Source organism: Bacillus sp. D7-8 (genome assembly GCF_052055895.1).
Classification (GTDB): domain Bacteria; phylum Bacillota; class Bacilli; order Bacillales; family Bacillaceae; genus Bacillus; species Bacillus velezensis.
In genome coordinates this window covers 3,575,138-3,595,561 of sequence record NZ_CP179922.1, presented here as the reverse complement: position 1 = coordinate 3,595,561, position 20,424 = coordinate 3,575,138, and the positions used below count along the sequence as shown (strand labels likewise).

Sequence of the window (20,424 nt, the reverse complement as noted above, 5' to 3'; positions counted from 1 at the left end):
ACATATGGAGAGAAAAACAGTATTGGTTATCGCTGACCTTGGGGGATGCCCGCCGCATATGTTTTACAAAAGCGCAGCCGAAAAATACAACCTCGTCAGCTTTATTCCGAGACCTTTTGCAATTACAGCCTCTCATGCGGCATTAATTGAAAAATACTCGGTCGCGGTCATAAAAGATAAAGACTATTTTAAGAGTCTGGCTGATTTTGAGCATCCCGATTCGATTTACTGGGCTCATGAAGATCATGACAAACCTGAGGAAGAAGTAGTCGAAGAAATCGTCAAGGTGGCCGGCATGTTCGCGGTTGACGCCATTACGACCAACAATGAACTGTTTATCGCTCCGATGGCAAAAGCGTGTGAACGTCTCGGCCTGCGGGGAGCGGGCGTACAGGCCGCTGAAAATGCCAGAGATAAAAACAAAATGAGAGCCGCTTTCAACCGGGCCGGCGTCAAGTCTATCAAAAACAGACGGGTGACGACGTTGGAAGATTTCCGCGCCGCGCTTCAGGAAATCGGAACGCCGCTCATTCTGAAGCCTACATATCTGGCGAGCTCCATCGGCGTGACGCTCATCAAAGAGAGGGAAACGGCAGAAGCCGAATTTAACAGAGTCAATGAATACCTGAAGTCGATTAACGTACCGAAAGCGGTCACGTTTGAAGCGCCGTTTATCGCGGAAGAATTTTTGCAGGGCGAGTATGACGACTGGTACGAAACAAGCGGTTATTCCGACTATATCAGCATAGAAGGCATCATGGCCGACGGAGAATACTTCCCTGTCGCAATTCATGATAAAACACCGCAAATCGGATTCACGGAGACATCGCATATTACGCCGTCCATCCTGGATGATGACGCGAAGCGGAAAATCGTCGAAGCAGCCAAAAAGGCGAATGAAGGACTCGGCCTCGAAAACTGCGCAACACATACAGAGATTAAATTAATGAAAAACCGGGAAGCCGGACTGATTGAATCAGCGGCACGATTTGCGGGCTGGAACATGATTCCGAATATTAAAAAGGTCTTCGGCGTCGATATGGCGCAGCTGTTATTGGATGTTCTCTGTTTCGGAAAAGAAGCCGATCTGCCGAAAGGATTATTGGAGCAGGAGCCATGCTATGTCGCCGACTGCCACTTGTATCCTCAGCATTTCAAAGAGAACGGCCAGCTGCCTGAGACGGCTGTCGATTTCGTCATTGAAAGCATTGACATTCCCGACGGCGTCTTAAAGGGAGACACCGAAATCGTTTCTTTCTCGGCGGCCGAGGCGGGTACATCCGTGGATCTGCGGCTGTTCGAAGCGTTCAACAGCATTGCGGCGTTCGAGCTGAAAGGAAGCAATTCGGGTGACGTGGCCGAATCAATCAAACAAATTCAGCAGCAGGCGAAGCTGACTGCAAAGTATGCGTTACCGGTATGAAACAGCTGAAACCGAACTCTAAGTATTTGCTTTTCGGGCAGGCGCTTTCGTTTATGGGAGACTATTGCGTTCTCCCGGCTCTGCTCATTTTGTCTACATACTATCACGACTACTGGGTGACGTCCGGCGTCATCGCGGTCCGCAGTATTCCGATGGTGTTTCAGCCGTTTTTAGGCGTGCTCGTGGACCGGCTCGACAGGGTGAAAATCATGCTGTGGACGGATGTGATCAGAGGTGTCATCTTTTTGGGGCTGACATTTCTCCCGAAAGGCGAATATCCGTTGCTTTTTCTGGCGCTGCTGTTTGTTTCTTACGGAAGCGGCGTGTTTTTTAACCCGGCACGTCTCGCGGTCATGTCGTCTTTAGAAGCGGATATTAAAAATATCAACACTTTGTTTGCAAAAGCCACGACGATTTCGATTATTGTCGGCGCTGCAGCCGGCGGACTTTTTCTGTTAGGCGGTTCTGTGGAGCTTGCCGTCGCCTTTAACGGGGTGACCTATCTTGTCTCCGCGTTTTTCATCAGCCGCATTAAGCTTCAATACGTGCCGATTCAGTCAGAAAACGTGAGAGAAGCTTTTCAGTCGTTTAAAGAAGGCCTGAAGGAAATCAAAACAAATGCTTTTGTGTTAAACGCCATGTTCACGATGATTACGATGGCGCTTTTGTGGGGTGTCGTCTACAGCTATTTCCCGATTGTCAGCCGCTTTTTAGGCGACGGGGAAATCGGAAATTTCATCCTGACGTTCTGTATCGGCTTCGGCGGCTTTATCGGCGCCGGTCTTGTCAGCAAATGGGGCTTTAACAACAATAAAGGGCTGATGTATTTTACAGTGTTATCGATCGTCTCGCTTGCGCTGTTTTTGTTTACCCCGATTTTCGCCGTGTCAGTCATTGCCGCCATTCTTTTCTTTATCGCAATGGAATACGGTGAGGTGCTGGCGAAGGTCAAAGTTCAGGAGAACGCGGCGAACCAGATTCAGGGCCGGATCTTTTCGGTGGCGGAGGCGTCCATCGGATTGTGCATCGCCGTCGGTTCCATGCTGATCAACATTGTAGACGCGGCAGTCATCATGGCGTTTATCGTCCTTTTGGTCAGCGGGCTGTTTCTGCATACAAAACTGGTCAATAAATCCTTTTCAGAACGGAATAACGAATCAGAGCAAATTCATTTATAAGGAGCCTTTCAGATGGAAATCATACCGTCCGACGTCATCAAGACACTTCCGAAACAGGAATTTTCGCTCGTTTTTCAAAAGGTAAAAGAGTTGGAGAAAACGGGAGCCCAGATCATTAATCTCGGGCAGGGGAATCCCGATCTCCCCACACCGCCGCATATCGTTGAAACATTGCGGGAGGCTGCGCTGAATCCTTCGTATCACGGATACGGCCCGTTCAGAGGCTATCCGTTTCTGAAAGAAGCCATCGCGGAATTTTATGAGAGAGAGTACGGGGTATCGGTCAATCCGGAGACAGAAGTCGCGCTGTTCGGCGGAGGGAAAGCTGGTTTGTACGTTTTGACGCAATGCCTGCTGAATCCCGGCGATATCGCCTTAGTCCCGAACCCCGGCTACCCTGAGTATTTATCGGGCATTACAATGGCCAGAGCGGAGCTGCATGAGATGCCGCTTCATCCGGAAAACGGCTATTTGCCGGATTTTGAGCGGATTGATCCCGCCGTCCTGAAAAAAGCCAAGCTGATGTTTTTGAATTACCCGAATAACCCGACGGGCGCGACTGCAGATCAGGCGTTTTATGAAAAAGCGGCAGCGTTTGCAAAAAAACATGACATCCACCTTATTCACGATTTTGCATACGGCGCGTTCGAATTTGATCAGAACCCGGCCAGCTTTCTTCAGGCGAAAGAAGCGAAAACGGTCGGCGCGGAGCTTTATTCATTTTCGAAAACCTTCAATATGGCAGGCTGGAGAATGGCATTTGCCGTGGGGAATGAGAAAATCATTCAGGCGGTCAATGAGTTTCAGGATCACGTCTTCGTCGGCATGTTCGGCGGCCTTCAGCAGGCGGCAGCGGCGGCGCTGTCAGGAAATCCTGAGCATACGGAGCGTCTGAAGCGCACATATAAAGAACGGATTGACTTTTTCACGGCGTTATGTGAAAAGGAATTAGGCTGGAGCATTGAAAAACCGAAAGGGACTTTTTATGTATGGGCTGAAATTCCGAATGAATTCGAGTCTTCACACCAGTTTTCGGACTATCTGCTGGAGCATGCCCATGTTGTCGTGACGCCCGGCGAGATTTTCGGCAGCGGCGGAAAGCGTTATGTCAGAATATCAATGGTGGCCAAGCAGGGCGATTTAAGGGAATTCGTGCTGCGGATTCAAAAGCTCGGTTTGTCCTTTCCTTCATTACAAGAAACATCCCGCTGAGAGCGGGATGTTTTTATTATATGCTTTTCATGCTGCCGCCGTCGGCTGACACTTGCTGTCCGGTAATATAGGAAGCTTCTTCAGAGGCAAGAAAGGCAGCCAGCGCCGCGGTTTCTTCCGCAGTTCCGACACGCTTCATCGGGACGCCTGAGGCAATCCGTTCTTCCGCTTCCGCTTTAGAAATGCCGTTTTGCTTCATGACATTCTTCACGAATTGGTGATAACGGTCTGTGGCGATAAACCCGGGATTCAGACAGTTGACAGTAATGTGAAAAGGCGCAAGCTGAATGGCGATGTTTTTGCTGGCATTAATTAAAGCGGCGTTCATCATGCTGTTGGTAAACATATTGGCGCCGGGTTCTTTCCATAGGTTTCCGACGATATTAATGATTCTGCCGAATTCGTGCTGTTTCATGATTGCTGCGGCCGTTTTCATAGAGTCGATATAGGCGATCGTTTTATTCGTAAAGGTATTTGTCATATCCTCTATATCACAGTTTTCAAAGGTATCCGGCGAGCCGCCCGGAATGTTGTTGATCAATACATCAAGCCGTCCGCATTGTGATCTGATCTCTTCAAAAATGCCGGCTCTTGTCTTCTGGTCCGACATATCCCCGGCCAGAACAGTGACGCCCGCATCCGGATGTTTGGCGAGGATCTCTTCTTTTACCGATTCGATATTTTCGGGAACTCGTGAATTAATGACGGTATGAAAGCCATTGTCCGCCAGTTTCAGAGCGATCGCTTTGCCGATCCCCTGACTGGCTCCCATAATAAACGCGGTTCGTTTTGACAACTGTCTGCACCCCTTTACCAAAATGGAATCTCCTTTACATCGTAAAAAAAAATGATAAAAATAGCAAATTTTATTTAAATTCTGACAAAGGAAAAACCCGCCGGACAGGCGGGTGGGTGTTACACGTGCAAAAACTTCGGAAGCGTGTCGAGAGACAAGCGGTTTCCGACAAAAAATGAACCGAATTCGCCGTAGCGCGCGCTGACTTCATCAAAGCGCATTTCGTAAACAAGTTTTTTGAACTGAAGCACATCATCGCTGAAGAGCGTGACGCCCCATTCGTAATCGTCAAAACCGACAGATCCCGTGATAATCTGTTTGACTTTGCCGGCATAGCTCCGTCCGATCAAGCCGTGGCTTCTCATCAGGTTTCTGCGTTCATCCATAGAAAGCATGTACCAGTTGTCATTGCCGCTTCTTCTTTTATCCATCGGATAGAAGCAGACGTATTTCGCTTCAGGCAGCTCAGGATACAGGCGGGCGCGGACATGCGGATTTTCATACGGATCGCCTTCTCCGCTTGCGAGGTAGTTGCTCAGCTCAACCACGGACACGTAAGAATAAGCCGGGATTGTAAATTCAGCAAGCTTTGATTTGTTAAATTCAAGCTCGATTTCGTTCAGCTCTTCCATTGTCGGGCGAAGAATCATCAGCATAAAATCAGCTTTCTGTCCGACGATGCTGTAGATGGTTTGCGAGCCTTTGCCTTCTTTTTGGGCGACGCCCCATTTTTCAAGCAGTCCCGTAAATTCGTGAATAATCGACAGGCGCTCATCGCTGGATAACATCTTCCATGACGTCCAGTCCATTGTGCGGAAATCGTGAAGCGCGTACCAGCCGTCAAGCGTTTGGGCGGCTTCGTTCGTTTTTTGCTGCTCACTCATGTATCTTCACTCCTATATCTTTTCATTACATTGATGCCTTCACTATATCACAGTTTAACCGTTTCGGCTGTGGAGAAACCTTGAATAATCCGAAGCCTTGTGTCAGAAACTATGCCGTGAACAAACGGTCAATTAAATTAGTTAGAAAAATAAGATTTCTTTTTGAAAGCGCTATAATAGAAGTTGGTTATTTGAATTTAGCTGGAAGAAGAGTATGCTGTAAAAGTAAGCGTTTTTTGTCAACATAGAGGAGGGTATATCGTGGCAGATTTATTTACAAAAGTACAAGAAAAAGTCGCAGGAAAAGATGTGAAAATCGTATTTCCTGAAGGGTTGGACGAACGTATCCTGGTTGCGGTCAACAACTTGGCGGGCAACAAGGTATTAAAGCCGATCGTAGTCGGCAATAAAGAAGACATTCAAGCAAAAGCGAAAGAATTAAATCTTACGCTTGACGGCGTGGACATTTTTGACCCGCATACATATGAAGGCATGGAAGAACTCGTTCAGGCTTTCGTAGAACGCCGCAAAGGCAAAGCGACGGAAGAACAGGCCCGCAAAGCTTTGCTGGACGAAAACTATTTCGGCACGATGCTTGTGTACAAAGGTCTCGCAGACGGACTTGTCAGCGGAGCTGCACATTCTACTGCTGATACGGTGCGCCCTGCACTGCAAATCATCAAAACAAAAGAAGGCGTGAAAAAAACATCAGGCGTCTTCATCATGGCCCGCGGTGACGAGCAGTATGTGTTCGCTGATTGCGCGATCAACATTGCTCCTGACAGCCAGGACCTTGCCGAAATCGCCATTGAAAGCGCCAATACGGCTCAAATGTTTGACATTGACCCGCGCGTTGCCATGCTCAGCTTCTCTACAAAAGGATCGGCGAAATCAGACGAGACGGACAAAGTGGCTGAAGCCGTGAAAATTGCGAAGGAAAAAGCGCCTGAGCTTACGCTTGACGGCGAATTCCAATTCGACGCTGCATTTGTGCCGTCTGTCGCGGAGAAAAAAGCGCCGGACTCCGACATTAAAGGAGACGCGAATGTATTTGTATTCCCAAGCCTTGAAGCAGGAAACATCGGCTACAAAATCGCTCAGCGCTTAGGCGGCTTTGAAGCGGTCGGACCGATTCTGCAAGGATTAAATATGCCTGTAAACGATCTTTCTAGAGGATGTAATGCGGAAGACGTCTACAATCTTGCGTTAATTACGGCTGCTCAAGCGCTGTAATCCGCAAAAGCCGGCCTTTACGAGGGCCGGCTTTTTTTATAGAAAAAACGTCACTGCGGCCCAGCCGAACAGGGACAAACAGAGAGAACCGATCAAGCCTGCTGCGAGCGCCCGCCAGCCGTTATGACGAAACGCCGATATATGGACTTTCAAACCGAGACCCGCCATCGCCATGCCGATTAAAACATAAGACACTTGAACAAGAAACGCGGAAAACGAAGCTGAAATAACGCCTGATGTGTGGATGGCGCTCATTCCGAGAAATCCGAAGATAAACCAAGGGATGGGGAGCGAAGCGGCAGAAGCCGTCTTTGACTTTCCGCTGCGGCGCGTCCGCATTCCGAGCATGAATGCGGCCGGGACGAGCAGCGCGACCCGGGTCAGTTTGACGATCACCGCCATCTCGACGGCTGCTTTTCCTCCGGCGCTGCCGGCCGCCGCCGCATGCGCCACCTCGTGAAGCGTTGCCCCGCAAAAGGCTCCGTAAGCCGCAGGAGAAAAGCCCAATCCATGATAAGCAAGAGAATATACAACAGTAAAAACGGTTCCTAATAACGAAACGGCGGCCGCGCTGATGGCGGCTGCATTTTCATTTGATCTGATCTGCGGCGCGATCGCGGCAATGGCAGCCGCTCCGCAGATCGCTGTGCCGCAGGCTGTCAGCGTGCTGAGTGTCTGATCTATACGGAACAGCCGGGACAGTCCGTATACAACGGCACCCGCAAACATCATACAGCAGACGGCAATTGCAAATACGTGCCAGCCCGCATGATAGATATCCGCCAGATTCAGTCTCATACCAAGCAGGATGATACCTGCTTTCAGCAAGTATTTGCTTGAGAACGCGATCCCCGGCTCTAATGCCGCCCGCTGTCCGAATACGGCGCGCCAGAGCATGCCGATCAGCATTGCAAGGACAAGCATTCCGAACATATGCAAAAACGGCAGGCGGCTGACATAGAAAGCCGCAAACGCAATTCCTGCGGTAACTGAAGCACCTTTTACCATCTTCATCTCAGTCACTTCCCATTATCTTGATAACTCCACTTTACTGCGGTCTTAATCATTAGTAAAATATATTTATATGATCTAAACGATTAGGAAAAATAATGATTGGGGGCGATGCTTTTTGTATTATGGGGAACTGAAAACATTCATTGCCGTCGTGGAAGAAAAAAACTTTACAAAGGCGGCGCAGAAGCTGATGATTTCTCAGCCGAGCGTTAGCCTTCACATTAAAAACCTGGAGAAAGAATTTCAAACCGCCTTGCTGAACCGCTCTCCGAAGCACTTTACGACTACGCCGACGGGGGACATTCTCTATCAGCGCGCCAAGCAGATGGTCTTTTTGTACGAACAGGCGAAATCCGAAATTTACGCCCATCATCATTATGTCAAAGGGAAGCTCAAAATCGCCGCGAGCTTTACCATCGGCGAATATATTCTGCCGCCGCTTCTCGCAAAGCTTCATGACGAGTATCCCGAGCTGAACCTGGACGTCATGATCGGAAACACGGAGGAGGTCAGCGAAGCGGTTCGGATGCTTCAAGCCGATATCGGATTAATTGAAGGGCATACGGGGAAAAACGAGCTCGACATTCAGCCGTTTATGGAGGATGAATTGTGCATTGCCGCACCGAACGGACACCCGCTCGCCGGCAGAAAAAACATCCCGGCTGCCGAATTGCAAAATCAAGCGTGGGTGACGAGGGAGAAGGGTTCGGGAACGAGGGAATATTTAGACCACGTCCTTCAATCAAACGGACTGCGGCCGAAATCCATGATGACGATCAGCAGCAACCAGGGCGTCAAAGAAGCCGTGATCAGCGGAATGGGCCTTTCCGTTCTGTCAAAAAGCGTGCTGCAAAAGGATCTGCTTCACGGCAGCATTTCCGTGCTTGAGATAAAAGGATTCTCCTTAAAACGGAAACTGTCTATCATCCAATCTTCCATTATGGAGAACACAAAAAACAAAGAAATCTTCATCGCTCTATTGAAAAGCCAATTTCAATCATCACAAGCGGAGTGATATAATAAATGCATGGAAAGCCTATGACGAAAGGGATTTAAAATAGATGGGAAAGCAACCGATTGATTTACTGATGCAGCCGAGCTGGAGAATCATTGACCAATCCAGCCTCGGCCCTTATTTTGATGCGAAGCAGTCATTCGCAATGGATGATACGCTGTGCGCCTCCGTAGGCAAAGGGGAATCGCCTGCGACAGCACGCTCTTGGGTGCACCACCGGACGATCGTGCTCGGCATTCAGGACACGCGCCTGCCGTTTTTAGAGGACGGCGTGAAATTGCTGGAGGACGAAGGCTACCGTGTCATTGTCCGCAATTCCGGAGGCCTCGCCGTCGTACTGGACGAAGGCGTATTGAATATCTCGCTTATTTTTGAAGACGAGAAAAAAGGCATCGACATCGACAGAGGCTACGAGGCGATGACAGAGCTGGTGCGGCGGATGCTGCGTCCGCACCATGCCGAAATTGAAGCATATGAAATTAAAGGATCGTACTGTCCGGGCAGCTATGATCTCAGCATCGGCGGCCGAAAATTCGCGGGAATCTCACAAAGACGCCTGCGGGGCGGAACCGCGGTTCAGATTTACCTCTGCGCCGATAAAAGCGGAAGCGAACGCGCCGATCTGATCAGACGTTTCTATCAAGCCGCTTTAAAAGACAAAAGCAACGATACAAAAGGCGTATATCCCGATATCCGGCCCGAAACGATGGCTTCATTAAGCGAATTGCTGCGAACGGACATTACCGTGCAGGACTTAATGCTGGCGCTTTTGACTGAACTGAAGGAACTCAGCGGACGCCTGTATGCAGCCGGATTATCGCCTGAAGAGGAAATGGTATTTGAAAAAAATCTGACCCGAATGCTGGAACGGAATGAGAAGGTGTTCGGCACGCAGGAAAGCTTGGACTAAGTCCGGGCTTTTTTGTTTTTGGTAATTATATACTATTTAGTTATAGTGAAAAAAGAAGTGTTATATGAAAACTAGTTTACATTATATACCTTATTTGATTAATATATTTATGTAGGTTCCAAATAATTCTATAAACTAAAGGAGATGGAGATATGAACTTTAAAAAAATAAAAGAAGAAAAAAGAATCACGATCCCGACACATTTGTTAGCCGGAGATGCAGAACAATCAGGCAATTCTTTCGCTTGGAGCGGCTGGGTGCTTGTAGTGCCGAGCCAAGAAGACAATCAAAACCCGAATTTGAATTTCTCTGATTTAGCCGCTCAAAAGTAGGATAATCACTGTTTGGAGCCTACACATCTGAGACGAGGCGGTGAGAGTTTGACACAAGAGTATATAAGAGAAATTAAGCGGGGAGCACTGTCATGGATTGTTAAAAATATCCATTATTTTGATATGAATCATAAAGTAGCGAATGATTTCAGGTGGCGCCTTAAAACATTTATAGAACTCATTTTTCTTACCAATTACCTGATCAGAAATCAGGCAGATGATAAGGAAGTTGCTGTTTTAACGGAGTTTATTACAGAAAGGCTCCGTAATGATCAGCTTGAAGAATTTATTCATTTTGATCCGGACGGTCTCGCCGGATTGGCTATTGCGGGTGAATTTCTTACCTTGACTGATCATCCGTCACGGGCTTCGGTGATATGGGAGCTGGAAAAATTCACGGCAGCGCGTTTTGATTGCAGCCTTGCTAAAGTTCCCTTTCGGAAAATGGATCTGAAGTACAGTCTGCAAAGAGCAGGCGTAACCTCGGAAATAACGGATTTTTCTGACTTATATCACTACACAGCAGCTGGTCAGGATATCCCAAATACATATATGACGGATCATGATGCGTACAGCATCACTCATACGATTTTTTATATAACAGACATGGGATGTTCTTCGCTTACGGATAAAGAGTATCATCTGCCGTCCTTAAAAGAAAAGGTCCTGAAATTTCTCGGGATCTATATCTGTCTTGAGAATTTAGATATTACCAGCGAATTATTGATGTGCAGCTCTTTTTTACATATCAACATGGATAAGGACAACCATAAACCGCTCTATGAAGCAGCCTGGAATAAAATCTATCAGGGCCGAATGAAAGAGGGGAATGTCCCGAGCATCACCTATCAACATAAACCCGGTTTGACAGGTGAACAGCGAAGAGAAGATGTGTTCAAACATTGCTATCATACAACACTTGTCGCCGCTGGTGCCGCGCATGCCTGTCTTAGAGCAGAAAGGAACGATTAACTTGAATAGATTAGCTGAAGAGACAGATCAATTTTTATTATCTTTTGCTGAACAATCGCTTCCGGATCAAAAGAGCATTCAGCTGTTTGCCGGCTTCTGCAAGTACTACAGGAAGACGAGCCATTCTTCCGCTGTAAAAGAACATACTGAAAGGATTGCCTCCGCTTTCGTTGATAAGTCATGCTGGGAAGATCTGTTTCACTGTAACACGGCCATTGTCAATGAGTTGATTCATATCTATTTAACGGCAAAAGCTTATAAAAAGAAGCAGGGAATAGATTCGGATGATCAGGTCATACGTCACGGATTGCAAAACGGCTATCTTATAAAAAAAGAATGGCCTTATTTTAAATACGCCGAATTCGTCGGTTTGCTGAGCGAGCTGGGAATGTCAACTGACCATGAAAAAGTGCGCTTTTACAAGAATTCGATGTTTCAGCCTTTGCTCCATGACGCATGGAAAAGAACAGCTGAAAACGAGCTGGAGTTTGTCGAGTACTGTCTTCTTCATTTGAATGAGGGAGAGCATCTGCTTCATCCCGGCTTGAAGGTGTCCATTCAAAAATGGCTTGTGTTTTGTCTCGGCAGCCGAAAAATGAAACAGCTGTGCAATATGTTATTTATCCAATCGTGTATCGATCCATTTTTTTATGGCTGTCAAGCGGCTCTTCATCATATAAATAACGAGAATCCATCCATTCATTGTGCTCCGGCTCTTCTGCCGGCGATTGAGATTCTGAATCTGGAGTGTGGAACATGCAGATAGTCAAGGAACATTTTAATATAAAAAAAACAGAAGAATGGCTGCTGGGTTTTTGGAAGAACATTCAGCTGCAGCCGGAAGAAATGGAAGCAGATGATCTCATGCACCTGTTTTGCGGTTTAGCGGCATGTCATCATTTTGAAAGCAGAAAGGATACAGAAGAAGTTATTCTATTCCTAGACCGTTATTTCGGAGAAAAAACACACGAATGCCATCCGGTCCTGTTCGCGTATGCGTATCATGTGTACCGCAGGATGGATGCCGCAAAAAGCATCTTTTTTCATAACGGACTTGAACAAATGGCCCGCGGTTTACAAGAGGAACTGAAATCAGAGCCCTCCTCTATGCTCCTCATGGTGTTAGGGGCTTATTTTGGGGCGGTGACTCCGGAAGAACTGATCGTGTTCTTAGAAACCGGGATGAAACGTGAGGCCGATTTGCTCATGGCACCGGGCGGCATGCAGGAAGAACAGGCGGATGCCCTTTATGCCGTCACTTATTTGCAAATGAATGAATTGCAGCCTTTTCTCACGGAATGGTACAAAACATCAGACTTTGCTTTTTCAGGTTTAATGTTAGCCGAGTGCAGAAAGTATCACATTGACGCCGTTGCAAAATACACTGCCATTATGAAATTTCTCCAATTCGATGAGGCGCTTTTTATACGGGAAGGGCGGGAATTTCTACACTTTCAGCAGCGAAGCAGCGGGAGCTTCGGTTATTTGAATCCATTAGCGATGGACCAAGGGGCGGTCAGCGGCAAATTGCTGGACCGGCAGTATTTCCTGCCGTCCGCTCATTATGCCGCCGCCTCTCTGTCTATGCTGTAATGTCTCTCTTTTGAAAGACGGAAAAAGAAATCAATAAACAAATAAGAAAGTAGATCGCTATAACCGTCATGGAATAGGGGATGTTTAACGTTGAAATCGCATCACCCGCGCTTTTATTTACATAAGCAACGAGATTTAAATGCGGAAAGAGCGTAAATTTATACCACGTAAATTGGGCAAGCAAATCAGTTCCGCCCAATATACTGCCGGCAAACAGCAGTAAAATGGATAAGCAAAGGGAGAGCGCCTGGCTTTTGCACAATACTGACAAAGTGAACGCAATGGTGACAATGCTTATAATTGATATGAAACGCAAAAGCAGAATGATTCCGGATGCTTTGATTGAACTGATGGTATACAGACTGTCATTTAAATGAGTATAGACGAGCGGATATGAAGCATTGGAAAAACCGAATAACACGCCGCCGATCAGCAAACAGCTCACACAGTAAAATAAGTAAATCATACCGGTAAACAGAAGGGAGGCCAGAAATTTCGATGTTAAAATCCGCCATCTTCGGTTCGGGCTTGTAGCGATAAACTTAATCGTCCCAAGGGCAAACTCTTTAGAAACAACCCCGCTGACGGTTAAAATCGCGGTCAAGCTGACGAAAATCTCAAGCCCGTTTGAAGTAACCGTGCCGAAAAACCTCCAGCCGTTCCATTCATAAGGGTTGATGTTATGCTCCAAATAATAGTCTTTATTCTTAACATCAGCAGAATAATAAACGCCTGTCGTTTCAGCCGGTTTATCAATTTCTTCCTGTTTTTTTTCGGCGAGAAGCCGTTCTTTCCAATTGTTATCCGAGGAAGCATCTAACTCATGATTCATAATAAGGCCGGCCAGCAAAACGATGAGAAACAGGAAAAAAAGAGATAAAAGTGTGCCTTTTTTTCGGGTTATTTTTATGAATTCGTTCTGCGCCAGATGAAATATGCTCATACCGCGTCCTCCTGATCTGTAATCATCATGTATTTCTCTTCCAATGATAAAGTTCTTGCAGAAACGCGGGAAATCAGAATCTCTTTCTCTGCCAAAGATTTAATGACATACGGGATGGTATCTTCTTCCGCTTCCAATTCAATGATGCGGCTGTCTTTTTGCTGTACTTGAAGAATACCGTCCTGCTCTAATATTTCTTTCGCCCTTGCCGGATGATCGACCGTGACGGTAAACAGTTTTTTCTGACCAAGGTCATGTCTGTTCTTCATGTCTTCAATTCCTAAAATCCGTCCCTTTTTAATATAGGCAACCCTATCGCAAATCTCCTCCATTTCCGACAATAAATGGCTCGATAATAAAATGGAAACCCCTTGCTTCGATAAATCGGAAAGAATGGTGCGCAATTCTTTCATTCCTTTAGGATCGAGGCCGTTCATCGGTTCATCCAGAATTAATAATCCGGGATTGTGAAGAAGAGAATAAGCGAGCCCCAAGCGCTGTTTCATACCTAATGAGAAATGTTTCACTTTTTTGCGGGCAGCCTGCTCTAGCCCGACTTTTGCAAGGGTATTCATAAGGTCATCCGTTCGCAGCGAGGTGCTGCGCAGTTTAGTAAAATATTTTAGGTTTTGCAAAGCGGTCATATTCGGATACATATCCGGGCCTTCAATGATAACCCCGATATGTCTCATAAAATATTCAAAGTCGCTGTCCGGTCTGCCTCTGAATGAAATGGCTCCTTCTGTTTTTTTAATAAGCTGTACGATCATTCTGAAAATAGTGGTTTTTCCTGAGCCGTTCGGCCCTAAAAGGCCGAAAATCTCGCCTTTTCTCACATCGAAAGAAATTGACTGTACAATAGGGGTATGATTGATTGTTTTAGAGACATCTTTTAATATCAGGGCTGGTTCAGTCATGATATTTGCACACCTTCCTTATGATTTAGGGTAAAAGCCGTCAAAACCGAAGAACATGCTTCCGATCAGGCCGGCAACGATTAAAATGAGAGCAATGCTATACCACATTTTTCGATTCAATGGTTTCCCTCCTTACAACGCTGACATTCCATTTGAAATAGCGCAAAAAGATGCGGAATATCAGTTTCGAAAGATCAAATCCGGCCATAAACACCGCCATACCCGCTCCAAGAACCATACATCCGTTAAAAATGGCTGTTACAATCGGCACTTTTACGAGGAGAAAGAATGATCCGGTCATCAGCATCAGGCCGATCGCCATCAAACTTAACACCGCAACAGAGGCAAAAAGAAACGGTGTCAGCATAAACATGAAGTTGAACATGCCCATCCCCAGCATCAGGCCGAATGCTTTGAAAAAGGAGCGCCATGTTTTCTGCTCCTCGGCATCACTGATGAAAATATCCGCTTTTAAGGCGCGCGCAAGTGTTTTGGGGTTTCCTAAATTGCCGGCGATTTGTTCATCGCTTTTTCCTTCAGCGCCGCCCATTTGGAATATTTCGCCGATATCGGCCAGTATCTCTTTTTGCTCAAGTTCCGGCAGATCTTTTATTTCCCGCCGGAGATGTTTTAAATATTGGTCTTTACACATTCATTTTCCCTCCTTAATGATGCTGTTCACTTTTTCGGACAGGTCAAGCCATTCCGATTTTAATGTGTGATGATAAAAGGCGCCTTCTTCTGTTACCTTGTAATATTTGCGTGACGGGCCTTGATCGGAAGCTGCTGTATACGTTTTTAAATAGTTGTTTTTTGTAAGTCTTCGTAATATGGGGTAGATGGTGCCCTCCGATACAGGGAACGTTTCACTTATGATCTTGATTAATTCATAACCATATAAATCTTCATAAAGAAGCAGGGACAACACACAAAGTTCCAACGCTCCTTTTCGTAATTGGCTACTCATTTACTATCATTCCCATCATATCTAATAATTGTATTCTCTATACAGTGTATTGCACAGTAGCTAATCGATCAATAATTCCCAAGAACCATTTAGGATGAGGAATTGAATCTTTATGCTTATGTGCGGGCGGGGACCGAGATGCGCAGCCCTTGCGGGAAGAAGGCCTCCTGAACAATGTTTACATTAATATAGATCAGGATGCGCGTCATTGACAAATGGCAAAAACCCCTTTTTCCATGACAAGGAAAGGGGTTTTTTCGTTATTCGGCCATTTTTTCTAAATTGCCGTTCCGGTCCATTTTAAAGGACGGAGAGGCATGTTCGTCGTCTTCAAATAAAACTAGTTTTCTGGCTCTGTTCATAATTTTTACCAAGGTTTCGTAGTCTTCCTGAATGGTTTTTTGATCTTTTTCAAGCTTTTCGACGGCCGCTTCCAGCTGCTCGGTTTTAGACTGAAGTTCTTGGTTTTCCCGTTTTAAACGGTCATTTTCCATTTGCAGGGCGGAAGTTTGCTTTCCGCTGCCTTCATAGCTCTGCAGAAATTGAATGACGTCTGCCATTGTGAGCTCCGCCTTTTGGCTCGGCTGCTGAGGCGCCAGCAAATGTGATAAACTAGCTAACTCTTCCTTGAAGCTTTCATCGACATAAGGCATATGTTCGCCGGACATGACGGCTTGCCGATCCTCTTTTGGCGCTTCCGTTTGAACCGTCTCTTCGGCTGCGGTTTCCTGCATGATGTCCGCATCCGGTGCAGGCGGCTGATATAATAGTTTCTTCTTGGCCGGCTGGCCGTTTCCGAGCGCGCGCATCCGCTGTTTCCGCTGTTTTTTGGCAAGCTGAAGCGCTTTTTCGTATTGATGGCGCACGACGGCATTCCATCTGAAACCGCACGCTGCCGACGTTCTGTTTAATTTATCGCCTACCTCTTCAAAGGCGTTCAGCTGCGTGCTTCCTTCCCGGACGTGCCGGAGCACGGTTTCCGCAAGCAGCAGGTCGTTTTCCTCCGACCAGGCGTCCTGTCTTTGTTTTGTCAATGTTCTCAACCCCCAATATCTTTGATGGTATTAGAATGTCCAGATTGGAAAATATTTATACAAATTGGCTGAAAGAATGAGAGATACGCAGAGCCTTGCAGGATAAGATGAATCCTTGTACAATGAGATGTGATGTGATTTTTTTCGTTTTTAAAATTAAGATTTAACATAGAGGAACATTGAATGAAGGGAAGCGTACATCATGGCTAATGAATTCCGAGTGTGTGATGATTGCCAGGCCACCAATATTAAGACTTTGCTGCCGCGTTTGAAAGAAGCTGACCCGGATGCAAAAGTGGAGGTCGGATGTCAGTCATATTGCGGGCCCGGACGCAAAAAATCGTTTGCTTTCGTAAACAACCGCCCGCTGTCGGCGCCGACTGAGGATGAGCTGATTGAGAAAGTGAAAAAGAAGATCAAAAAGTAAATGTGTATTTTACGACAGCCTCGCCCGATGGGTCAGGCTTTTTTGCTTCAAAAAATCAATGACGGAAAACTGGAACAAAACGCCGGACAAATTCAAGGATGTTTTCAAATTACAGAGCCGATATAATAGAATCACGGCTAAAAAAAAGAGGGAATGACGATGGCGTATCCAAACGGAAAATTATCAGAAGAAAAAGTGTTTAAAGATCCCGTTCACCGCTATGTTCATGTGCGGGACAAGCTGATCTGGGATTTGATCGGCACCCGTGAATTTCAGCGGCTGCGCCGGATCAAACAGCTCGGTACGACGTATTTGACGTTTCACGGCGCGGAACACAGCCGTTTTAACCATTCTCTCGGCGTCTATGAGATTGTCAGACGAATGGTTGATGATGTTTTTAAAGGGCGTCCTGAATGGGATGACAATGAACGCGAACTCTGTCTCAGCGCCGCGCTTTTGCACGATTTGGGACATGGGCCGTTTTCGCATTCCTTTGAAAAGGTTTTTCATCTGGATCATGAAGACTATACGAGGGAAATCATTCTCGGCGACACCGAGGTGAATCAGGTTCTCAGAAAGGCGGGACCGGGATTTCCGCAGGATGTTGCCGAAGTCATTGCCAAAACATACAAAAACAAACAGGTGGTCAGCTTGATTTCGAGCCAGATTGACGCCGACAGGATGGATTACCTTCAGCGGGACGCATACTATACGGGCGTCAGCTACGGACATTTTGATATGGAACGGATTTTAAGGGTGATGCGTCCGCGAGAGGACCAAATCGTCATTAAGCAAAGCGGCATGCACGCCGTCGAAGACTATATTATGAGCCGCTATCAAATGTACTGGCAGGTGTATTTTCATCCCGTGACGAGAAGCGCTGAAGTCATTTTGACGAAAATTCTCCACCGTGCGAAGCAGCTCCATGAAGAAGGGTATATATTCACTCATGCTCCCGTTCATTTTTATTCCATTTTTGAAGGGAAGCTGACGCTTGCGGATTATCTGAAGCTTGATGAAGCCATTATTTTATATTATTTCCAGGCTTGGGAGGAAGAAGAGGACCCGATTCTGTCCGACTTGTGCCGCCGCTTCATTAACCGCCAGCTGTTTCAATATGCCGAATTTAACCCCAATGAGGAAATGTCGGCTTATTTTGAACTGACCGCTCTGTTTAAAGAGGCGGGAATTGATCCCAATTACTATTTAGTGGTCGATTCTTCATCGGATCTGCCGTATGATTTTTACCGGCCGGGTGAAGAGGAGGAGCGTCTGCCCATTCACCTGTTAACGCAGAAGGGCCAGATCAAAGAGCTGTCCAGGCAGTCCGCCATTGTCGAATCCATTTCGGGCAAACGCCGGACGGACCATAAGCTCTACTATCCGATGGACCTCATTTGTGACGATTCAGAAAACCCTGAAGCAAAATTAAAAATCCGGCAGCTGCTGGGACTGACATAGAAGGATTTTGGTAAAGAAGGAAAAGGAGATGTCGGGAATTTGTTGAAAGAACATGCAAAACTGATGAAGGTGTTCTCGGATTCTGGAGAAATCATCGGGCGGAAAAAGCTGCAGAAAATCATTTATATCGCGAAGAAAATGCAGTATCCTTTCTACGAAAAATATGATTTTCATTTTTACGGCCCGTATTCCGAAGAACTGACGCTTCGAATTGAAGAGCTGTGCAATCTTGGGTTTCTGGATGAGGTGAAGGAAAAAAAGGGCGGCTACTTTCAATACCGGTACTCGCTGACGGAGACGGGAGCCGAGTTTTTACATCATGCGGAGCTTACGATGCCGGATATGAAGAAGTACATCGACAGCGTCAACAGCCGCTCATCCCGGTTTTTGGAGCTGGTGTCTACGATTTTGTATTTTGACGGCCTTGAAGCTGAGGAAAAGAAAGAGAAAGTGTTTACGATAAAAAGCAAACAGAAATATACGGATGAAGAATATGATGAGGCGCTTCACTACATAGAAGAGCTGAAACACATTTGTTAAAGGCGATGGCTTTCGTCTTTTTTGATGAAAAAACCAGGCCGCGATAAAGCGGGCCTGGTTTTGTTTATTGTCTCAATTTGCTGTGCTTGTACGAATATAAAAAGTAAACGATCACGCCGATGATCAGCCAGACGGCAAAATAAAGCCACGTTTTCAGCGGCAGATTGACCATTAAAAACAAACAGCAGATAATGGCCAAAATCGGCAGAACGGGTACAAAAGGCACTTTAAATCCCCGTGGCAGATCCTTATGGGTGCGGCGCAGAATCAGCACGGACAGACTGACCATGGCAAATGTCAATAGCGCGCCGATGTTTGAGAGATCTGACAGCTCTTTCAGATCAACAAAACCCGCGATGCATGCGCTGATCAGTCCGATCAGCCACGTATTAAAGATCGGCGCTCCCGATTTCTTTCCGACAATGGTAAAGACTTTCGGCAGCATTCCGTCTCTTGCCATCGCAAAAGATATACGGGTCGCCGCATAGGTATGGGCGAGAACGACGGCCATCAGTCCGATCACCGCACCGGCAGCGATAACGCCCGCCACCGCGTTTTGTCCGACAGACTGCAACACATAAGACATGGCTTCCGGCACATTAAGCTGTGAATACGGAACCATACCCGTCATGACGAGACAGACGATGACGTATACAAATGTACAGATCACCAATGAACCGATAATACCGATCGGCAGGTTGCGCTGCGGTTTTTTGACTTCTTCAGCCGAAGCGGAAATCGCGTCAAATCCGAGAAACGCAAAAAAGACGGCAGAAGCCCCCGTAATGACGCCTTTGATTCCAAAAGGCATAAAAGGATGCCAATTGCCCGGCTTTACAAAAAAGCTTCCTGTGATGATAAACAGCAAAACAATTCCGATTTTTACGAGAACCATTATATTATTAAAGGTTTTGCTCTCTTTAGAGCCGCGTGACAGAACGACGGCAATTAATAGAGTAATGATGATGGCAGGAAGGTTGACGATGCCCCCCTGGCTCGGCACGTGCAGCAGACTGTCCGGCAAAGGCATGCCGATTTCGGCTAACAGATTATTAAAATAACTTGACCAGCCGCTTGCCACCGCCGACGCCGTCACCATATAAACGGATAAGAGCGTCCAGCCCATTAAATGGCCGACAATTTCTCCCATGGTAGTGTAAGAGTAAATATAGGCACTTCCGTAAACCGGGAGAACAGAAGCGATTTCGGCGTAACATAATGCTGCAAGGCTGCAGACAACGGCTGCAATGATAAAAGAAAAGATTACGGAAGGCCCGGCGTTTTTCGCGGCCGTAATGCCTGTAAGAACCATGACGCCCGTCCCGATGACGGCGCCGATGCCCAGTAATGTTAAATCAAATCCACCCATCGTTTTGGCAGTCTGCCTGTTTCTGCTTTGTTCAAGCAGCTGGGTGATGTCTTTTTTTTGTAGGATATTCCGCAACACGCATCCCTCCATCCAAAAGTAAAAGCCAAGAGGGCCTCTTTGGCTTTTACCCGTGTCACATCTTCTGTGTAATCGACAATCCTGTGTTCTGTTTCCCCGTCTGTTCCGTTTCTTTTCCAGTCATAT

Annotated in this window: 22 protein-coding genes; 13 read left to right on the top strand and 9 right to left on the bottom strand. The window is 46.6% G+C overall.

Features of this window, described 5'->3' with window-relative positions; all coding sequences use genetic code 11:
• The first annotated feature begins 4 nt into the window (after positions 1 to 4).
• The 3 genes from ACKTRM_RS17780 to ACKTRM_RS17770 are packed head-to-tail and all read left to right on the top strand — an operon-like array spanning position 5 to position 3,813.
• A complete protein-coding gene (locus ACKTRM_RS17780; RefSeq protein ID WP_012118706.1) occupies positions 5 to 1,423 on the top strand; it encodes an ATP-grasp domain-containing protein in 1,419 nt (472 codons plus the stop codon).
• Positions 1,420 to 2,601 (top strand): MFS transporter, encoded by a 1,182-nt coding sequence (locus ACKTRM_RS17775; RefSeq protein WP_012118705.1) that lies wholly within the window; start codon positions 1,420 to 1,422, stop codon positions 2,599 to 2,601. The genes ACKTRM_RS17780 and ACKTRM_RS17775 overlap by 4 nt, the downstream gene beginning before the upstream one ends.
• A 12-nt stretch (positions 2,602 to 2,613) precedes the next feature.
• Positions 2,614 to 3,813 carry a pyridoxal phosphate-dependent aminotransferase gene (locus ACKTRM_RS17770; protein WP_012118704.1) on the top strand — a complete coding sequence of 400 codons (1,200 nt, stop codon included), beginning with the start codon at positions 2,614 to 2,616 and terminating at the stop codon, positions 3,811 to 3,813.
• Between the two features lie 16 nt (positions 3,814 to 3,829).
• On the opposite strand, the gene ACKTRM_RS17765 is transcribed toward ACKTRM_RS17770, so the two are convergent.
• Together ACKTRM_RS17765 and hemQ are read right to left on the bottom strand one after the other, a co-directional pair.
• Entirely contained in the window at positions 3,830 to 4,609 is a 780-nt protein-coding gene (locus ACKTRM_RS17765; RefSeq protein ID WP_007407669.1) for an SDR family oxidoreductase, read from the bottom strand.
• Positions 4,610 to 4,728: 119 nt separating this feature from the next.
• Positions 4,729 to 5,493 carry a hydrogen peroxide-dependent heme synthase gene (gene hemQ / locus ACKTRM_RS17760; protein ID WP_003151011.1) on the bottom strand — a complete coding sequence of 255 codons (765 nt, stop codon included), beginning with the start codon at positions 5,491 to 5,493 and terminating at the stop codon, positions 4,729 to 4,731.
• 261 nt (positions 5,494 to 5,754) lie between these two features.
• On the opposite strand from hemQ, the gene pta reads away from it, so the two are divergent.
• On the top strand, positions 5,755 to 6,726 hold the full coding sequence (pta, locus tag ACKTRM_RS17755) for a phosphate acetyltransferase (RefSeq protein ID WP_003151012.1): 972 nt from the start codon (positions 5,755 to 5,757) through the stop codon (positions 6,724 to 6,726).
• Positions 6,727 to 6,762: 36 nt separating this feature from the next.
• Here the strand turns inward: pta and ACKTRM_RS17750 are convergent, their stop codons facing one another.
• Positions 6,763 to 7,740: a YeiH family protein gene (locus tag ACKTRM_RS17750; protein ID WP_012118703.1), complete on the bottom strand. Its 978-nt coding sequence runs from the start codon at positions 7,738 to 7,740 to the stop codon at positions 6,763 to 6,765.
• A gap of 115 nt (positions 7,741 to 7,855) precedes the next feature.
• Between ACKTRM_RS17750 and ACKTRM_RS17745 the strand changes: the two genes are divergently transcribed.
• The 6 genes from ACKTRM_RS17745 to ACKTRM_RS17720 all read left to right on the top strand — a co-directional run bounded on the left by ACKTRM_RS17745 (position 7,856) and on the right by ACKTRM_RS17720 (position 12,562).
• The gene (locus ACKTRM_RS17745) at positions 7,856 to 8,755 is read left to right on the top strand and encodes a LysR family transcriptional regulator (RefSeq protein WP_003151014.1); all 900 of its coding nucleotides are present in this window, start codon (positions 7,856 to 7,858) and stop codon (positions 8,753 to 8,755) included.
• A 46-nt stretch (positions 8,756 to 8,801) separates the two neighbouring features.
• Positions 8,802 to 9,665 (top strand): lipoate--protein ligase family protein, encoded by an 864-nt coding sequence (locus ACKTRM_RS17740; RefSeq protein ID WP_012118702.1) that lies wholly within the window; start codon positions 8,802 to 8,804, stop codon positions 9,663 to 9,665.
• Between the two features lie 152 nt (positions 9,666 to 9,817).
• Positions 9,818 to 9,997, top strand: a complete 180-nt coding sequence (locus ACKTRM_RS17735; protein WP_003151018.1) for a hypothetical protein — start codon at positions 9,818 to 9,820, stop codon at positions 9,995 to 9,997.
• A 48-nt stretch (positions 9,998 to 10,045) separates the two neighbouring features.
• On the top strand, positions 10,046 to 10,969 hold the full coding sequence (locus tag ACKTRM_RS17730; RefSeq protein WP_015240789.1) for a DUF6895 family protein: 924 nt from the start codon (positions 10,046 to 10,048) through the stop codon (positions 10,967 to 10,969).
• Positions 10,938 to 11,735 carry a hypothetical protein gene (locus ACKTRM_RS17725; protein WP_023357180.1) on the top strand — a complete coding sequence of 266 codons (798 nt, stop codon included), beginning with the start codon at positions 10,938 to 10,940 and terminating at the stop codon, positions 11,733 to 11,735. Before ACKTRM_RS17730 ends, ACKTRM_RS17725 begins: the two co-directional genes overlap by 32 nt.
• The gene (locus ACKTRM_RS17720) at positions 11,726 to 12,562 is read left to right on the top strand and encodes a hypothetical protein (RefSeq protein WP_012118699.1); all 837 of its coding nucleotides are present in this window, start codon (positions 11,726 to 11,728) and stop codon (positions 12,560 to 12,562) included. Before ACKTRM_RS17725 ends, ACKTRM_RS17720 begins: the two co-directional genes overlap by 10 nt.
• Here ACKTRM_RS17720 and ACKTRM_RS17715 read toward each other — a convergent pair.
• The 5 genes from ACKTRM_RS17715 to ACKTRM_RS17695 form a co-directional block, all read right to left on the bottom strand.
• Entirely contained in the window at positions 12,552 to 13,505 is a 954-nt protein-coding gene (locus ACKTRM_RS17715) for an ABC transporter permease (protein ID WP_012118698.1), read from the bottom strand. The genes ACKTRM_RS17720 and ACKTRM_RS17715 overlap by 11 nt on opposite strands.
• Positions 13,502 to 14,422, bottom strand: coding sequence for an ATP-binding cassette domain-containing protein (locus ACKTRM_RS17710; protein WP_007407659.1), 921 nt, complete (start codon positions 14,420 to 14,422; stop codon positions 13,502 to 13,504). Before ACKTRM_RS17710 ends, ACKTRM_RS17715 begins: the two co-directional genes overlap by 4 nt.
• A gap of 97 nt (positions 14,423 to 14,519) precedes the next feature.
• The gene (locus tag ACKTRM_RS17705; RefSeq protein WP_012118697.1) at positions 14,520 to 15,074 is read right to left on the bottom strand and encodes an HAAS signaling domain-containing protein; all 555 of its coding nucleotides are present in this window, start codon (positions 15,072 to 15,074) and stop codon (positions 14,520 to 14,522) included.
• Positions 15,075 to 15,389 (bottom strand): PadR family transcriptional regulator, encoded by a 315-nt coding sequence (locus tag ACKTRM_RS17700; RefSeq protein WP_012118696.1) that lies wholly within the window; start codon positions 15,387 to 15,389, stop codon positions 15,075 to 15,077. It abuts the gene before it with no gap.
• A 260-nt stretch (positions 15,390 to 15,649) separates the two neighbouring features.
• Positions 15,650 to 16,423 (bottom strand): RsfA family transcriptional regulator, encoded by a 774-nt coding sequence (locus ACKTRM_RS17695; RefSeq protein ID WP_012118695.1) that lies wholly within the window; start codon positions 16,421 to 16,423, stop codon positions 15,650 to 15,652.
• 202 nt (positions 16,424 to 16,625) lie between these two features.
• Here ACKTRM_RS17695 and ACKTRM_RS17690 point away from each other — a divergent pair, with 202 nt between their 5' ends.
• From ACKTRM_RS17690 to ACKTRM_RS17680, 3 genes are all read left to right on the top strand, one after another.
• Positions 16,626 to 16,850 (top strand): DUF1450 domain-containing protein, encoded by a 225-nt coding sequence (locus ACKTRM_RS17690; protein WP_003151034.1) that lies wholly within the window; start codon positions 16,626 to 16,628, stop codon positions 16,848 to 16,850.
• Between the two features lie 159 nt (positions 16,851 to 17,009).
• Positions 17,010 to 18,311 carry an HD domain-containing protein gene (locus tag ACKTRM_RS17685; RefSeq protein WP_007407654.1) on the top strand — a complete coding sequence of 434 codons (1,302 nt, stop codon included), beginning with the start codon at positions 17,010 to 17,012 and terminating at the stop codon, positions 18,309 to 18,311.
• Positions 18,312 to 18,350: 39 nt separating this feature from the next.
• On the top strand, positions 18,351 to 18,851 hold the full coding sequence (locus ACKTRM_RS17680; RefSeq protein WP_007407653.1) for a YwgA family protein: 501 nt from the start codon (positions 18,351 to 18,353) through the stop codon (positions 18,849 to 18,851).
• Between the two features lie 64 nt (positions 18,852 to 18,915).
• On the opposite strand, the gene ACKTRM_RS17675 is transcribed toward ACKTRM_RS17680, so the two are convergent.
• Complete coding sequence (locus ACKTRM_RS17675) at positions 18,916 to 20,295, bottom strand: amino acid permease (RefSeq protein WP_041482224.1); 1,380 nt, start codon at positions 20,293 to 20,295, stop codon at positions 18,916 to 18,918.
• Between the last annotated feature and the right edge of the window lie 129 nt (positions 20,296 to 20,424).

Coding starts and splice junctions, on each gene's coding strand:
- ACKTRM_RS17740 (WP_012118702.1), top strand. CDS start 8,802: ATGGGAAAGCAACCGATTGATTTACTGATGCAGCCGAGCTGGAGAATC.
- ACKTRM_RS17685 (WP_007407654.1), top strand. CDS start 17,010: ATGGCGTATCCAAACGGAAAATTATCAGAAGAAAAAGTGTTTAAAGAT.
- ACKTRM_RS17690 (WP_003151034.1), top strand. CDS start 16,626: ATGGCTAATGAATTCCGAGTGTGTGATGATTGCCAGGCCACCAATATT.
- ACKTRM_RS17775 (WP_012118705.1), top strand. CDS start 1,420: ATGAAACAGCTGAAACCGAACTCTAAGTATTTGCTTTTCGGGCAGGCG.
- ACKTRM_RS17725 (WP_023357180.1), top strand. CDS start 10,938: ATGCCTGTCTTAGAGCAGAAAGGAACGATTAACTTGAATAGATTAGCT.
- hemQ (WP_003151011.1), bottom strand. CDS start 5,493: ATGAGTGAGCAGCAAAAAACGAACGAAGCCGCCCAAACGCTTGACGGC.
- ACKTRM_RS17715 (WP_012118698.1), bottom strand. CDS start 13,505: ATGAGCATATTTCATCTGGCGCAGAACGAATTCATAAAAATAACCCGA.
- ACKTRM_RS17750 (WP_012118703.1), bottom strand. CDS start 7,740: ATGAAGATGGTAAAAGGTGCTTCAGTTACCGCAGGAATTGCGTTTGCG.
- ACKTRM_RS17720 (WP_012118699.1), top strand. CDS start 11,726: ATGCAGATAGTCAAGGAACATTTTAATATAAAAAAAACAGAAGAATGG.
- ACKTRM_RS17705 (WP_012118697.1), bottom strand. CDS start 15,074: ATGTGTAAAGACCAATATTTAAAACATCTCCGGCGGGAAATAAAAGAT.
- ACKTRM_RS17735 (WP_003151018.1), top strand. CDS start 9,818: ATGAACTTTAAAAAAATAAAAGAAGAAAAAAGAATCACGATCCCGACA.
- ACKTRM_RS17780 (WP_012118706.1), top strand. CDS start 5: ATGGAGAGAAAAACAGTATTGGTTATCGCTGACCTTGGGGGATGCCCG.
- ACKTRM_RS17770 (WP_012118704.1), top strand. CDS start 2,614: ATGGAAATCATACCGTCCGACGTCATCAAGACACTTCCGAAACAGGAA.
- ACKTRM_RS17700 (WP_012118696.1), bottom strand. CDS start 15,389: ATGAGTAGCCAATTACGAAAAGGAGCGTTGGAACTTTGTGTGTTGTCC.
- ACKTRM_RS17710 (WP_007407659.1), bottom strand. CDS start 14,422: ATGACTGAACCAGCCCTGATATTAAAAGATGTCTCTAAAACAATCAAT.